Source organism: Ruegeria sp. ANG10, assembly GCF_040705255.1.
GTDB lineage: Bacteria > Pseudomonadota > Alphaproteobacteria > Rhodobacterales > Rhodobacteraceae > Ruegeria.
In genome coordinates, this window is record NZ_JBFCVU010000001.1 from 809,450 (window position 1) to 824,100 (window position 14,651).

The following is a 14,651-nucleotide window of genomic DNA, read 5'->3' on the forward strand; positions in this document are numbered from 1 at the left end:
TCAACATATCGTTGAAAAAGAAAATGTCATGGCGCAGTCTTTCCGCGAGGAGAGGATCGAATGTCGTACATCGAAAGCCTGCGTGTTTTTGTCAGAGTGATGGAGCTGGGCAGCATTACATCCGGTGGGCGCGACCTGCGGTTAACCCCGGCAGTGGCCAGCAAACGGTTGAAAGAGCTTGAGAACCATTTGGGCGTGCGGCTGTTCAATAGAACAACCCGGTCGATGACTCCTACCGAAGTCGGATCGGTTTTCTACGATGAGGCCAAGGCCGTTCTGCTGGCGATCGATCACGCCGAAGCACGCGTTGCCAGCTTTTCCGACGCCCCGCGAGGGGCCATTCGCATCACCGCACCGCTGGGTGTCGGGCGTAGAATCGTTGCGCCTCTGGTGCCGGAATTCTCGGAACTCTACCCCGAAACAGAGATTCGCATGCGTCTTTCAGACCGCAAGGTGGACATAATGGCCGACGGTTTGGACATTGCGTTCTTTATCGGTGAGCCCGGTGATTCCACCATGAAACTGCGGAAGTTTGCGGATTGCGATCGCGTGCTGTGTGCGTCTCCGGAATACCTGTCGAACTTTGGCGTGCCCAATACGCCGGATGACCTGCTGCACACACCCCATAACTGCCTATTGCTGCGGTATCCTAGGTCGCCGGAATATTTCTGGACCCTCAACACCGACATGGGGCCGCGAAAGCTGGAAGTTCACGGTAAATACGATGCGGATGATGGGGACGTGCTGACGGACTGGGCGCTGGCGGGCAAGGGGATCGTCAACAAACCACGCTTTGACGTGCGGGACTATCTTGAGGACGGGAGGCTGGTCGAGGTCCTGCCGAAGACACCCCCATTGCCGACGATTTTCGGGTGTCTTTACCCACATAAAAAGCTTCAGGATCCCAAGGTGCGCCTGTTCGTCGAACATATCGCGCAGCACAGCAAACGCTTTTTTGTGCCGGGCTGAAAAACAAAAAACTGGGCATGAAAACCCAGTTTGCCTGTCACCAATTTACCTGTTGGTGCTATTGATCCCTGACCTCATTGATCCATGCAACAATTGTCTGGCGTGCTTCTTCGTCCATCTGAACCGCTGATGGCGGCGGCATCGCGTGGCTGATCCCGGCCTGCAGATAAATCTGGTCGGCCTGCCTGGCAACGTCACCGGGTGTTTCTAGGAAAACCTTCTTAGGAGCCCATTTCATGGTGCCGTAGACCGGCTCGCGCGCATGACACATGGAGCAATTGCCCAGCACCGTGTCATACGCGGCCTCGAAACTGGCGGCTGACGCATATTTCTGTTCATATGGCGTCAGTTCGCGCGCTTCGGCATCTTCCCATGTCTCAGTTGGCCTGACCGAAGACAGCCATGCAATGACGATCATGAGGATAACCGTGACAGCCCAGGTCCAGTGCGGGCCCTTACCGGTTGAGTGCATCGTGTTGAAGTAATGGCGGATGGTCACGCCTGTCAGGAAAATCAGGCTGGCGATGATCCATGAATACTCGGTTCCGAAGGCAAGCGGATAGTGGTTTGACAACATCAGGAACACGACCGGCAAGGTCAGGTAGTTGTTGTGCGTCGAGCGCACTTTGGCGATCTTGCCGTATTTGGCGTCCGGCGTGCGACCAGCCTTGAGATCTTCGACCACGATCCGCTGGTTAGGCATGATTTGAAAGAACACATTGGCCGTCATGATTGTCGCGGTGAACGCGCCAAGATGCAAAAGCGCAGCGCGACCGGTAAAGATCTGGTTATAGCCCCAGGACATGATCACCAGGATCACGAACAGCAACAGCATCAACAGGGTCGGGTAGTCGCTTAGCTTGGATTTGCACATCTGATCGTACAGTAGCCACCCAATGGTCAGTGATCCGCCTGAGATCAGGATGCCCTGCCACAGCGACAGGTCCACCTTGGTTGGATCAAGCAGGAACAGCTCACCGCCGACCCAGTAGATGATCATCAGCAGAGCCGCACCAGACAGCCATGTCGTATAGCTCTGCCATTTGTGCCAGGTCAGGTGTTCCGGCATCCGGGTGGGCGCCACAAGGTACTTGACGGTGTGATAGAACCCGCCGCCATGTACTTCCCATTCCTCGCCATAAGCCCCGTCCGGCAGGGCAGGGTTCGGCTTCAGCATGAGGTCCAGCGCGATAAAATAGAATGACGCGCCAATCCACGCCATCGCGGTGATCACATGCAGCCAGCGGACAGAAAAGGCGATCCACTCCCACATTACGGCCAAGTCGTACATGGCATTGCTCCTAAGATTCTAAGTTCTTCGGCACTCTATGCGATAGAGTTTTCCTCTGGTATTGCTACGAAAGACCAAGCAGTATCAAAAAATGCAAAAAAATGTCCTACTTCGATAACATCCGCACTTTTGTCCGCGTCTATGAATTGGGCAGCATGTCTGCTGCGGGCCGCGATTTGCGGGTTTCACCGGCTGTAACGTCGGCCAGAATCTCTCAGCTAGAAGAGCATCTAGGTGTACGTCTGTTTCAACGTACAACGCGCAGTTTGACGCCGACAGAGCAAGGAAAATCGTTTTATCGGGGTGCGACAGAAATTCTTGAAGCCGTCCAGAACGCCGAAGCGCAAATCGTCAATATCACTGAGAACCTCAAAGGATCGCTGTATATCGCGGCCCCCTTAGGGGTTGGTCGGCGTCTGATAGCACCGCAGGTGCCAAAATTTCTGGCTGAATACCCTGAGGTGAATGTTCGGCTCAGATTAACTGACCGAAACGTGGATATCACGACCGAAGGCCTGGATTTGGCTTTCTTCCTTGGCCAGCCCGAAGACAGCAATTTGCGCATTCGAAAGATTGCTGACGTGGAACGGGTTCTGTGTGCATCCCCGAAATACATCAAGAAACATGGGATGCCAGAAAGTGGCGACGATATTGTCGCCAATGGGCATGAATGCCTCAGCCTGCGGTTTCCCGGTGCAACTGAATTCCAGTGGCTTTTGAGAACCGATACCGGACCAAAGCGATTCCGTGTTTCAGGGCGGTACGAGTCAGACGATGGCGACGTGTTGACGGATTGGGCCCTGGCCGGGCACGGCATCGCGTTAAAGCCGGTGTTTGAGATTTCAAAGTATCTCAGCGCCGGTACCTTGGTTCCGGTCGCGGTTAAAACACCACCGGAACCGATTCAAATGGCGTGTTTGTTTACCCACCGCCGTATGCAGGACCCCAAGACACGCCTGTTCATGGAGTTCATAATCGAGCGTATTGGTTCAACGATTGCTGAGACAAACACGCCCTAAAAGGCGGCTCAGCTGCCGCGATAGGTTGAGTACCCGAAGGGCGAAAGAAGCAGCGGCACATGGTAATGCGACTGTTCGGACATCCCGAAGCGGATTGGGATTACGTTCAGAAAACGTGGATCCTCGGGCGGAGTGCCAGATGCGTCCAGGTATTCTCCGGCGTAGAAAATCAATTCGTATTCGCCCAATGAAAACTCGGCTACGGGCAGGATTTGTTCATCCGTGCGGCCGTCGTCATTGGTGACCAGGGTTTTCAGCAATGTACGGCCAGTCCCCTCAATTCGAAAAAGTTCGATTTTCAGACCCTCGGCAGGGCACCCCCGCGCCGTGTCCAGAACATGTGTAGTTAGGTAACCTGACATTTGCGCCTCTCTATAAAACTTGGAAATTACTAATCCGAATACTCCCCAAGAGGCAAAGGCTGACTGGCCGAAACTCTTTGTTGTATTTTTTGAAAAACATCGTCGATTATCTGGGGTATTCATCATTTCAAGAAGAAGGAAATTGATGTGACGCGTTATCCACGAGATATGACCGGCTATGGTGGTCAAGTGCCCAAAGCCAACTGGCCCAATGATGCCAAGATCGCTGTTCAGATTGTGCTGAACTATGAAGAGGGTGGTGAAAACAACATCTTACATGGTGATGCCGCGTCCGAGGCGTTTTTGTCCGAGGTCACCGGTGCCGCCCCTTGGCCCGGTCAGAGACACTGGAATATGGAGACGATCTACGAATATGGCAGCCGCGCCGGATTCTGGCGGGTTCACCAGCTTTTGCAGGACACTCCTATAACCGTTTATGGCGTTGCCACTGCTTTGGCCCGTGCACCGGCGCAGCTTGCAGCGATGAAACACGCAGGGTGGGAGATCGCCAGCCATGGCCTTAAGTGGATCGAACACAAAGACATGACCCCGGAGGAAGAGCGCGCGCAAATCCGCGAAGCGATCCGCCTGCATACCGAGGTCACGGGCCAGCCGCCGCGCGGTTGGTATACGGGCCGCTGTTCGATGAACACCGTCGATCTGGCCGCCGAGGAAGGCGACTTTGCCTATATCGCGGACAGCTACGCCGACGATTTGCCCTATTGGACAAAGGCGGGTGGCAAGGACCAATTGATCATGCCCTATACGCTGGATTGCAACGACATGCGCTTTGCGATTCAGGCGGGGTTCACCACTGGCGACCAGTTCGAAAGCTATCTGAAAGACAGCTTCGACATGCTGTATGCCGAAGGCGAAGCTGGTGCGCCCAAAATGCTCTCAATTGGTCTGCACTGCCGATTGATTGGTCGACCGGGCCGCGCCATGGCACTGAAACGCGCGTTGGAGCATTTCATGAAACATGACGGTGTCTGGTTCGCGACGCGCGAACAGATTGCCGACCACTGGGCAAAGGAACACCCCCCGATGCAACGCCTCACACCGTCCGAAATGGACCAGCCCACCTTTGTTGCCGAATTCGGCGGCATATTCGAACACAGCCCGTGGATTGCTGAAGGCGCGTATGATCTGGAGCTTGGGCCGACCCATGACAATGCTGCCGGAGTTCACAACGCGCTGGCGCGGGTGTTCCGTACGGCCTCTGCCGAACAACGTCTGGGTGTTCTGACTGCCCACCCGGATCTGGCGGGCAAGCTTGCCGCAGCCGGTCGTCTGACCAAGGAAAGCACGGCCGAACAGGCCGGGGCCGGTCTGGATATGCTGACCGACGAAGAGCGCGCGACGTTCACCGCGCTGAACGAGGCCTACACAACCAAGTTCGGGTTTCCCTTCATAATTGCGGTCAAGGACAACACGAAAGCCAGCATTCTGGACGCCTTCAACCGTCGTATCGACAGCGACCGCGACACCGAATTTGCCGAGGCCTGCCGCCAGGTCGAACGGATCGCGGAACTGCGCCTGATCGAGAAGTTCGCGGTATGATAGCTGCTTTGAAGCTCAGCCCTCTGACGTCCGAGGCCTTTGCGCCATTCGGCGATGTCATCGAAGTGGCTGGTGATGTGGACAAATACATCAATCAGGGCAAGTGCGCGCGGTATCATGACCGCGCCGCGCTGGATTTCCATGACGGGCGCGCCGGGATCAGCGTGTTTCAGTCCGAGGCGTTCAGCCTGCCGATCAAACTGGACATGGTCGAACGACACCCGGATGGAAGTCAGGCCTTTCTGCCCTTGTCGGACAAACCCTTTGTTGTGGTCGTGGCGCCCGACGAAGATGGAGTCCCCGGACAGCCTATCGCATTCAAAACAGCACCGGGGCAGGGCGTGAATTACCACCGCAACACGTGGCATGGGGTTTTGACCCCTCTTCACGCGCCCGGGCTTTTTGCAGTGGTCGACCGAATTGGAACCGGGCCCAACCTCGAAGAGCATTGGTTCGAGGAGCCCTTCACAATCACGGAATGAGAAACGTGGCCGGAAGAGGAGCCGGTCAACGTCTCTTAAGGGAGGAAAGACAAAATGTCAGATGCAACCATCGGAACGCCGGAGCAGCTCCGCGATCCGAATTACTCACCACCACTTATCAAAGCGGTCCCACTGGGCATTCAGCACGTGCTGGCGATGTTCGTCTCGAATGTTACGCCAGCCATCATCGTTTGCGGCGCGGCTGGATTTGGGTTCGGCTCGAACAGCCCGGATTTTCCGCAGATGATCTATATGATCCAGATGTCGATGTTCTTTGCGGGCGTCGCCACGTTGTTCCAGTCCATTGGCGTGGGTCCTGTTGGTGCCCGTTTGCCCATCGTGCAGGGTACATCGTTTGCCTTCATCCCGATCATGATCCCGCTGGTGGTTGGAAAGGGTGTTGATGCCATTGCTGTCCTAATGGGCGGCGTTGTTGTCGGTGGTCTGTTCCATGCCTTCCTGGGGTTGTTCATCGGACGTATTAGGTTCGCTTTGCCGCCACTGGTGACGGGTCTTGTGGTGACAATGATCGGTTTGGCGCTTGTGAAGGTCGGCGTTCAATACGCCGCCGGGGGTGTGCCCGCCATCGGTACCGAAGAATACGGCTCGGGCCTGAACTGGTTCATGGCCAGCACTGTGATCGTGGTTACGCTTGGCCTGAAGTTCTTTGCGCGAGGCATGTTGTCTGTGTCGGCGGTTTTGATCGGCTTGTTGGTCGGTTACGCGGTGGCCTTCGCACTTGGTCAGGTGAATCTGGGCAATGTTGGCAACGCGGCCTCCTTTGCACTGCCGAACCCGCTGCATTTTGGCATCGAATTCTCGGTCGCGGCGATCATCGGTTTCTGCGCGATGTCCTTTGTATCAGCGGTTGAAACCGTGGGCGACGTGTCCGGTATCACCAAGGGGGGTGCCGGGCGCGAAGCGACGGACAAGGAAATTCAGGGCGCGACCTATGCCGATGGTGTCGGCACCGCGATCTCGGGCCTGTTTGGTGCGTTGCCGAATACATCGTTCAGCCAGAACGTCGGTCTGATTGCCATGACCGGGGTCATGAGCCGTATGGTCGTCACCATAGGTGCGCTCTTCCTGATCATTTGTGGTCTGATCCCGAAAATTGGTGCGATTATCTCATCCATCCCGATCGAAGTGCTTGGCGGTGGCGTGATCGTGATGTTCGGCATGGTGGTCGCGGCCGGTGTATCGATGTTGTCGGACGTGAACTGGAACCGCCGCAACATGGTGATCTTTGCGATTGCGCTGAGCCTTGGCCTTGGATTGCAGCTAGAGCCCGGCGCCCTTCAATATCTGCCTGGCACATTCAAAGTTTTGGCCACATCGGGCATCCTCCCCGCCGCTGTCATCGCGATTGTTTTGAACCTGATTCTGCCCGAGGAACTTTCAGACGAGGCAACGGAAGAGGTTTCAGGTGGTATGGCGGGGCACGGTCAGGGGTCGATTGGACATGACGATCACGTCTAATGATGCCTGAAATGGCATTCCACGTGACACAGTAAAAAAGCGGCGTGCCAAGGCGCGCCGCTTTTGTTTGTTCGGAAATCCCACTGCCCGGGTCAGATTTGAGGATCCATAGGCCGAACGATCAAGCCGCCCCGAAATCGAGACGGCCCATCTATGTTCCTGACTATTTAGTTGCTATTCAGCCGCCGTACTGAGGCGCTTATGCTGAGGGTAGGCAACAGATCCTGGTCTCAGCGCCATGTGACGGTTCACATCTTTATAAAGAAGGTAACGGAATTTACCCGGGCCACCTGCATAGCAAGCCTGGGGACAAAACGCGCGCAACCACATGTAATCGCCGGCCTCAACCTCGACCCAGTCATTGTTCAACCGGTAAACAGCTTTGCCTTCGAGCACATAGAGGCCGTGCTCCATTACATGCGTCTCAAGAAATGGAATGACCGCACCGGGTTCAAACGTGACAATCGTGACATGCATGTCGTGCCGCAAATCACTTGGGTCGACAAAGCGCGTTGTCGCCCATTTTCCATCCGTGCCAGGCATGGTTGTTGGTTCGATATCGTTTTCGTTAAGGATCAGAACATCAGGCTTATCCAGCCCTTCGACCACCTCATAGGCTTTTCGAATCCAGTGGAACCGCAGCGTTTCTTCAGCGTGGTTGCGCAGAGTCCATTCACTTGCACAGGGCAGATAGGCATAGCCACCAGGGGTCAATTCGTGGGTTTCGCCTTCGATGTTCAACGTTGCTGTTCCTTCGACAACGAACAAAACGCCTTCGGCCTCGGGGTCGACTTCCGGCCGGTCAGAGCCCCCACCTGGCTGAACTTCCATGATATATTGCGAGAACGTTTCAGCAAAACCGCTTAATGGGCGAGAAATCACCCACAAGCGCGTGTCATCCCAAAACGGCAGGAAGCTGGTCACGATGTCCCGCATGGTGCCTTTGGGAATGACGGCATAAGCGTCCGTAAAAACAGCGCGGTCAGTCAACAGTTGGTCCTGCCCGGGATGGCCCCCGTGCGGCGCGAAATACTTGGTGTTCATGTATGCTCCTGAAGAATAACCGTTTGCTCTAAAATATGCGCCGGTGACACCCATGGACCACCCGCAAAGAGGCGACAGCTCTATTCGAAAAGATTTGAAAGTGCCCGCTGTCAAAGCCTGCCTCGCCCAAAGGCAGTTGCCTTTGGACAAATGGATCAGTTTGGATTGCTTTCTAAAGCCTTCATGCTTTTGATGACCTTTTCTGCGTGTGACGGGTCTTTGAAAATGCCGGTCAGCATTTTTTCCACATCTGCATCGGGCCATGAATTTTTTAACTCGGCATATTTGCGCGCGGCCTCTTTGGTTTTACCCAATTCGTAAAGAGCGGCGGTCTGATAGGCGAATGAGGGGGCGCTGATCGGGTCCCCGTAACTCGCGGCTGCCGAAAAGGCATCCAGGGATGTTTGGTAGTTTTCAAGATGGAAATTCGCGGCGCCAAATATATTGCGGTTCGCAAATCTTTGGTTGCTTCGGCCACCGTTCATGGCTTTTTCCGCATGGCGCGCGGCTTCGGCAAAGTGACCGGAGAACAGCGCGATCGAGCCGTGAATGTCCAGAACATGTTCATCGTTAGGCGCTAATGCCACGGCCCTTTTCGATATCCTCATGGCCTCATCATATTCTCTGTTCGCGAATTTGGCCCATGCCTGGGCGGACTGGGCCCACGGGTCAGCGGGTGCCAGACGCAGCGCGTTATCCGCCATGGCCAGGGCTTCACTGGTCAGCGCGGATTTTTCAGGCCCCGGCGGTGTCATTATGGCAAGGGTCGCAAGCGCCTGAGCTGCCCCCGCATAGCCCCCGAAATAGTCAGGGCCCAACTCGATGACGCGGCGGAATACCTCTGTCACCAATTGTTGGCGCGGGCGGTCAAAGATGGGAAACATCATGCTTCTGGCTTGATCAGCCAAGTTCATGGCCTGCAGAGAAGACGCCGATTGTTCGATCACGGCCTGACGCCTCAACGAGTCCTTCGTAGGAATCTGAGTACTCTGTTGAACCTGAGGTTCGGAAATTTCCCCCAGACCGATGAGTGCAATACCGATACCGATCCCGGTTCCGACAACAAAGGACAGTGCCGCCCACCCGAAGGTACGACGAGGGTTCTCACCCATATCAGACGAGGCAATCGCAACCCGTTCAAAGCGCGGCCTGTACCCTCCTGTGTCGACGAAAATCCTGACGGGATCAGTGCATCCTGCCGTGTCGTAGTAATGTTCTAGGTTTTGCCGCAGGCGTCGCGCGTCCACCCGGACGACATTGTTTATGTCCCCTTCCTCGGCAGGGTCCCGATCATAGACATCCTGGGCGATGGTTTTGCCCATGATAAGCGCGCCGCGGCCTTCCAGTTCCTCTGTGACGATATATTTCAGAAAGGCACAAAGGCGGTCCAGATGGGTGAAAAGTTCACTGTCGCAAACCGCTTGCATTGCGTTGGTCTTTTCGGTGTTTCGAATATCTGACGCCATTAAACCCCTATGTTTGCAAGGTTTTCAGATCGTATTCAAATTTAATAATGCACCTGAAATCTGCGTGAGTCACCCCTGTGTCACCGTGATTCCGTTACCTCGAAGAAAAACCTGCGGGACACTGACCTTGCATCGCACGCGATGCCCTGCCGACGACGATTTTTCTTTTACGCCAAAGCTGTGGGCGATTTCAGCAAGGGAGTGCAAATCATGAATGGACGAAAACGGCTATTGAAGTACTCGGTCTATTTGGCCGCTGGGGTGACGTTTGGGTTCTGGCTGGCTGCCCCGAACGGAGGGCTGAAAATCCTTGGTGACACGTTCGGCCCTTCCATAGCCTTGGCGCAGGAGACACCCGAGGTGTCGTCGGTCAAGGCGAGGGAGAGAGATACGTATTACCCAAACAGTGAGGACCTGAAACCGGACGAAATGCGGGTGATTGCCTGTGGAACCGGAATGCCAACGACCCGCGCCGCGCAAGCCGCAGCCTGTTTCCTGGTCGAGCTTGGGAATGGCGACAAGTTCCTGTTCGATATCGGGTCGGGTTCAGCCGAGCGAATTTCTTCGCTGCAAATCCCGTACAACTATCTCGATAAAGTGTTCATAGGGCATCTGCACACCGATCATTTCGGGGCGTTGCATGACCTGTTCATCGGTGGTGCCTTGATGGGGCGCAATGTTCCCCTTCGGGTGTGGGGGCCAAGTGGCGCGGTGCCGGAACTTGGCACGGCCTATGCGTTGGACCGTATGCAGGAAATGCTATCGTGGGACCTGGCGGGCCGGGCCGGAAACGTGGACTTCCGTGGCTATGTCATGGATGTAACCGAGTTTGACTACAAACTTGAGAATGAGCCCATTTACGAGGAAAACGGCGTTGTCATCCGTACGTTTCCTGCAATCCATTCCATTGATGGCTCGGTCAGCTATGCGCTGGAGTGGAATGATCTGAAGTTCGTATTCAGCTCGGATACCTACCCCAACAAATGGTTCGTCGAATATGCCAGGGATGCGGATCTGGTCATCCATGAATGCTTTATCGCTGTGCCCGAATTGGTCAGCAAGATGAAGTTCACACCGGAATCAGCCCTGCAGGTTGGCACGCAGGTGCACACCGCTCCCGAGGCGTTCGGTAAGGTCATGAGTGAGATCAAGCCCCGCATGGCCGTCGCCTATCACTTCTTCAATGACTTCGACACGGTCAACGGCGTGTATGAACGCATCCGGTCCACCTATGACGGCCCGCTTAGCCTGTCAGAGGACTTTATGGTCTGGAACGTGACCAAGGACGACATAGTCGTTCGTATGGCCGCGACCGAGGAGCGGACATGGGCCCCCCCGTTGGCCGCCCCGGCAGAGCCGCCAAATGTGGAAGACAAAACCGCGATGGCTGACAAGCTGGGTGTAGAGACGCTGGATTTTAGCGACTTTGTCGCCGGTGGTGTCTGGAACGTCGAAGATGTTTTGCGACCGATTTACGAAGAAGCCAGCGAAGTATTGGGACAGGACTTCCCTTACCCGGAAAAATCAGAACCCAAATAATCCCTCAAGACCAACCGGCGCTTGTAGGCGTTGCCATTTGGCGCCGGTCTCTGTGCTTCTTTTCTTCAGGCTGAACCTCGGGTTTGGAGCAAGAAGCACAGAGCGGATCCAGCATAGGAGGCCCCTCTGATGACCAACCTTAAGCGTTTGATCATACTGACGGTTTTTCTGATCTCGCACCCGCTGATCACGCGCGCCGACCTGTTGCCGGCGAACGGTGCAGAAACCGCGGCAAACTTTGCAGAAATCTCGGTGCTGAAAGATCGGGTCCGGGTCGCGTTGGAAATTGATTTGGGCGATGTGCATGGATTTCTGGCGCAAGCCCCGCAGGGTGAAGATCCGGCAAGCAAATTGTCTGAACGTACAGGCAAGGCCTTCGCGGTATTTGCCGATGGCGATGCGCTTAAGCCTGAAACGGTTCACCTTGAGGTTCAGTCAAGACAACCCCGAGTAACGGCTTTCCGGCCAAGCTATGGCCTGGCCCCGCAAGACGAGCGTTCTGCCCAGGTTGTGTATGTTGTTCTTGATTATCCTTTTGATCACAAACCAGCGGAAATAACCTTTAAGCCGCCGCTCACGTCTGACGGAATTCCAACTGCGGCCATCGGGGTGATTTTCGATCACCTTGGCGTAGCTGTGACTGATTACCGTTACCTGTCCCGGTCCGAGGTCTTTTACCCTAACTGGAACGATCCCTGGTACAGCAGGTTCGAGAATCCGAACCTGACCCGGCACCACCAATCAGCGCTGATGTCTTTCGTGTCCGTTGAACCGCGCGAGGTTCGGCACGAAGTGATCTTCCGCCTGCGCGATCTGGAGGGCTGGCTTGATCTCAACCTAGGCGAAGAAACGCTACTTGATGCCAACGCCATGGCAAAGGTCAAGCAACAGGCTATCAATCTGTTTTCGCACAGCAATCCGCTGACAATTGACGGTTCGGTTGCGTTGCCCAGCTCGGCAAAAGCTGCGCAGCTGTCGGTCGGTGTCGAAGGATTGAAAGTTCTGGAAAACCCGTCGGAAACAAACCGTGCCACCGCCATTCTGGGCATTGTTCTGTCATACCCGCGCAATGCGTTGCCCAATAATGTTTCCCTGAAATGGGAATTGTTCACCGAAGAGACAGACAAAATTCCGGTTCAATTCACAGATCCCGCCGGTGCCGTGCCCGGCCAAGTGACCCGCGATGCACCTGACATCGCTTGGAAGAACTATATCCTTAAGTGGAGCGAACCCAGAACTCAGCCTGTTACAGTCGCCGCAATGCATTCCATTTCAGTGCCGCTTTTGTCATTCGGTCTTGTTATTGTCGCGGCGTTTCTTGCGGTGTTTGCTTGGCGAAACCGTTCGCATCACTGGCAGGGGTGGGCGGCTGCCGCCCTGTTAATCTGTCTCGCCTCCGGCGCTCTGAAAACAATGACGGTCGAGGTGACAACTCCGACCAAAACTCTTTCGGATAAAACCGCGGCAGCGCAAGTCACCGGAGCAATCGTTTCAAACCTGGCTATTGCGCGATTGGAAACGCACAACCCGCAGATGTCGAAGGCATTGCGCAAGTTTGCCATGGCAGAAACGCTGAAAGACGTCGAAACGGAAATCCGTAGGGGATTGTCCGTGACTCTGCCATCGGGGGCGACGGCTCAGATAGAATCGACCGACGGGCTGATCGTGGAACGCATCGAACCCCTGGCGGGTGGCGGTAATCGAATTCTGGCACGTTGGGATGCCTTGGTCACTGGCGGGCATTGGGGGCACATGCATCGCCGCACCGTGTCGTATCGCGCGTTGATGGATGTCGAACATGATGCCGACGCGTGGTTTTTGTCAGGCCTGACCATTCTCGAAGCCCGAATTGACCCCCAACCCTTATCGGCGGGAGGCAACTCATGAGGCCTGTTTTCATTTTTCTAGCGGCTATTTTCGGTTTTCTTAGTCACCCGGTGCTTGCGCATTTCAAGTTGAATCAGAACGTGCGGGTGCATCACGTGACGCATTCTGAGGACGGTTTGGACGTCTATCTGCGCATGCCCTTGTCTTATCTGGTGGCGGAACTAGCCGGGCCCGAAGGGCGGGACAGGCTGCGTGTTCCTGCGCCCTATACCTACAATCAGATCGAAGACGGCGCGCTGATGCATTACTTGGATCAAGCCGCATTGCTGAGAGATCCTGATGGATTGGCCATTCTGGCGGCTGACACAGTTAATCTTTCCGTCATGGGGCAGCTCCAACCCGCAACCGTAATGTCCATGCGCCTGTACCCGCTGGGGTCCGAGCCGGGCTTTGCAACCCTCGCAGAGGCGCAAGATGCGACCACCGCAGGGGACGTGTATCCAACAGCAGTTGGCGAGACCTACGTAGGCGACGTCATGCTGGACCTGCATATACGCTATGCCGCTGGGCCTGTGGGCACCTACAGCCTTTCCCACAGATCAAACCCTGGTCTGCCGGGGCAAGACGAAACAGCGAACCTGATCCTCGACTACAATAACGGGCAAATCCGAACCTTCCGGGCAACCGGACTGATGCATGATCCGGTCTCTGTGTCTGGGTCGGCCACCGCTGCGGCTTCGACCTTTGTGGTCGAAGGTATCCGGCATATTCTGGAAGGTCCCGATCATGTGCTTTTCGTGCTGTGCATGATCATCGGCGCGTTGAACCTGAAAAGTCTGTTGGCGCGCGTTACCGGCTTTACCCTTGGCCATACGGTGACGCTGATCCTTGGGTTTTTTGGTATCGCCCCCAGTGGCGCGTGGTTCATCCCGACCGTCGAGCTGGCGATTGCAGTGTCGATCATCTACGCGGCTGTGATGGCTGTTCGACCTCCTGACCAGGAACACGGGGACCTGAAGGCTTTTGCGATCACTTCGGGCATTGGCCTGCTGCACGGATTCGGATTTTCCTTCATGCTGCACCAGATCTTGCGGGTGGACGCGCCAAACGTGTGGCACAGCTTGCTGGCTTTCAATGTCGGTGTCGAGCTTGGGCAGTTGATGATTGTTGTGCTGGTTTGGCCGCTGGTTCTGTTTTTGCGCAAACAGCCGGGTCGTGTCTGGATAGGCTCTCGTGCTGCAGTCGCAGTCTGTGCCAGCTTGATCGCGATGGTCTGGGTCGTGGAACGGGCAGAATTTTTCCTGTGATGCGCATTTCCCTAGCGGTCGCGATGCACAGCGCCAAGGGATCAACAGTGTGAAACGCAACCGTTTCGTGGATATCGTTACGGTGGTTTTCTTCCGAAACAAAATCGACAAAGCTATGCCAGAAGCCTTCATGCGAAAACTTCGGGCGTCACAGCCAACCGATTTGCAAAAAAGCGAAACTAACCTACGATAATGTCGTATAAAGAAAATTGTTGCGCGAAGCTCTTGATGGGCGGCGTGCTGGCATGTTTGAATTTTCGGGCAATCCCGGAGAAGCAGGTCGATTACCCGAAACATAGGTAATTC

12 protein-coding genes are annotated in these 14,651 nt (G+C 55.4%); 8 read left to right on the forward strand and 4 right to left on the reverse strand.

Annotated elements, in window-relative coordinates; genetic code table 11:
• Positions 1–60 precede the first annotated feature (60 nt).
• On the forward strand, positions 61–969 hold the full coding sequence (locus AB1A64_RS03680; protein WP_366550168.1) for a LysR family transcriptional regulator: 909 nt from the start codon (positions 61–63) through the stop codon (positions 967–969).
• Between the two features lie 58 nt (positions 970–1,027).
• Here AB1A64_RS03680 and AB1A64_RS03685 read toward each other — a convergent pair whose 3' ends face one another.
• A complete protein-coding gene (locus AB1A64_RS03685) occupies positions 1,028–2,260 on the reverse strand; it encodes a urate hydroxylase PuuD (protein ID WP_366550169.1) in 1,233 nt (410 codons plus the stop codon).
• A 101-nt stretch (positions 2,261–2,361) separates the two neighbouring features.
• Here AB1A64_RS03685 and AB1A64_RS03690 point away from each other — a divergent pair, with 101 nt between their 5' ends.
• Positions 2,362–3,279, forward strand: a complete 918-nt coding sequence (locus AB1A64_RS03690; protein ID WP_366550170.1) for a LysR family transcriptional regulator — start codon at positions 2,362–2,364, stop codon at positions 3,277–3,279.
• A gap of 8 nt (positions 3,280–3,287) precedes the next feature.
• On the opposite strand, the gene uraH is transcribed toward AB1A64_RS03690, so the two are convergent.
• Positions 3,288–3,641 (reverse strand): hydroxyisourate hydrolase, encoded by a 354-nt coding sequence (uraH, locus tag AB1A64_RS03695; protein WP_366550171.1) that lies wholly within the window; start codon positions 3,639–3,641, stop codon positions 3,288–3,290.
• Between the two features lie 147 nt (positions 3,642–3,788).
• Between uraH and puuE the strand changes: the two genes are divergently transcribed.
• Genes puuE through AB1A64_RS03710 form a run of 3 tightly spaced genes read left to right on the forward strand, consistent with a single transcriptional unit; the run spans position 3,789 to position 7,162 of the window.
• Positions 3,789–5,201 (forward strand): allantoinase PuuE, encoded by a 1,413-nt coding sequence (gene puuE, locus AB1A64_RS03700; protein WP_366550172.1) that lies wholly within the window; start codon positions 3,789–3,791, stop codon positions 5,199–5,201.
• A complete protein-coding gene (locus AB1A64_RS03705) occupies positions 5,198–5,683 on the forward strand; it encodes an ureidoglycolate lyase (RefSeq protein ID WP_366550173.1) in 486 nt (161 codons plus the stop codon). Before puuE ends, AB1A64_RS03705 begins: the two co-directional genes overlap by 4 nt.
• 54 nt (positions 5,684–5,737) lie before the next feature.
• Positions 5,738–7,162, forward strand: a complete 1,425-nt coding sequence (locus AB1A64_RS03710; RefSeq protein ID WP_366550174.1) for a nucleobase:cation symporter-2 family protein — start codon at positions 5,738–5,740, stop codon at positions 7,160–7,162.
• 174 nt (positions 7,163–7,336) lie between these two features.
• Here the strand turns inward: AB1A64_RS03710 and AB1A64_RS03715 are convergent, their stop codons facing one another.
• Positions 7,337–8,206, reverse strand: a complete 870-nt coding sequence (locus AB1A64_RS03715) for a bifunctional allantoicase/(S)-ureidoglycine aminohydrolase (protein WP_366550175.1) — start codon at positions 8,204–8,206, stop codon at positions 7,337–7,339.
• Between the two features lie 155 nt (positions 8,207–8,361).
• Positions 8,362–9,672, reverse strand: a complete 1,311-nt coding sequence (locus AB1A64_RS03720; protein ID WP_366550176.1) for a tetratricopeptide repeat protein — start codon at positions 9,670–9,672, stop codon at positions 8,362–8,364.
• A 210-nt stretch (positions 9,673–9,882) separates the two neighbouring features.
• On the opposite strand from AB1A64_RS03720, the gene gntH reads away from it, so the two are divergent.
• From gntH to AB1A64_RS03735, 3 genes are all read left to right on the forward strand, one after another.
• Positions 9,883–11,211: a guanitoxin biosynthesis MBL fold metallo-hydrolase GntH gene (gene gntH, locus AB1A64_RS03725; RefSeq protein ID WP_366550177.1), complete on the forward strand. Its 1,329-nt coding sequence runs from the start codon at positions 9,883–9,885 to the stop codon at positions 11,209–11,211.
• A gap of 129 nt (positions 11,212–11,340) precedes the next feature.
• A complete protein-coding gene (locus AB1A64_RS03730) occupies positions 11,341–13,098 on the forward strand; it encodes a hypothetical protein (protein ID WP_366550178.1) in 1,758 nt (585 codons plus the stop codon).
• A complete protein-coding gene (locus AB1A64_RS03735) occupies positions 13,095–14,345 on the forward strand; it encodes a HupE/UreJ family protein (RefSeq protein WP_366550179.1) in 1,251 nt (416 codons plus the stop codon). Before AB1A64_RS03730 ends, AB1A64_RS03735 begins: the two co-directional genes overlap by 4 nt.
• Positions 14,346–14,651 lie beyond the last annotated feature (306 nt).

Coding starts and splice junctions, on each gene's coding strand:
- AB1A64_RS03680 (WP_366550168.1), top strand. CDS start 61: ATGTCGTACATCGAAAGCCTGCGTGTTTTTGTCAGAGTGATGGAGCTG.
- AB1A64_RS03685 (WP_366550169.1), bottom strand. CDS start 2,260: ATGTACGACTTGGCCGTAATGTGGGAGTGGATCGCCTTTTCTGTCCGC.
- AB1A64_RS03690 (WP_366550170.1), top strand. CDS start 2,362: ATGTCCTACTTCGATAACATCCGCACTTTTGTCCGCGTCTATGAATTG.
- uraH (WP_366550171.1), bottom strand. CDS start 3,641: ATGTCAGGTTACCTAACTACACATGTTCTGGACACGGCGCGGGGGTGC.
- AB1A64_RS03705 (WP_366550173.1), top strand. CDS start 5,198: ATGATAGCTGCTTTGAAGCTCAGCCCTCTGACGTCCGAGGCCTTTGCG.
- AB1A64_RS03710 (WP_366550174.1), top strand. CDS start 5,738: ATGTCAGATGCAACCATCGGAACGCCGGAGCAGCTCCGCGATCCGAAT.
- AB1A64_RS03715 (WP_366550175.1), bottom strand. CDS start 8,206: ATGAACACCAAGTATTTCGCGCCGCACGGGGGCCATCCCGGGCAGGAC.
- AB1A64_RS03720 (WP_366550176.1), bottom strand. CDS start 9,672: ATGGCGTCAGATATTCGAAACACCGAAAAGACCAACGCAATGCAAGCG.
- gntH (WP_366550177.1), top strand. CDS start 9,883: ATGAATGGACGAAAACGGCTATTGAAGTACTCGGTCTATTTGGCCGCT.
- AB1A64_RS03730 (WP_366550178.1), top strand. CDS start 11,341: ATGACCAACCTTAAGCGTTTGATCATACTGACGGTTTTTCTGATCTCG.
- AB1A64_RS03735 (WP_366550179.1), top strand. CDS start 13,095: ATGAGGCCTGTTTTCATTTTTCTAGCGGCTATTTTCGGTTTTCTTAGT.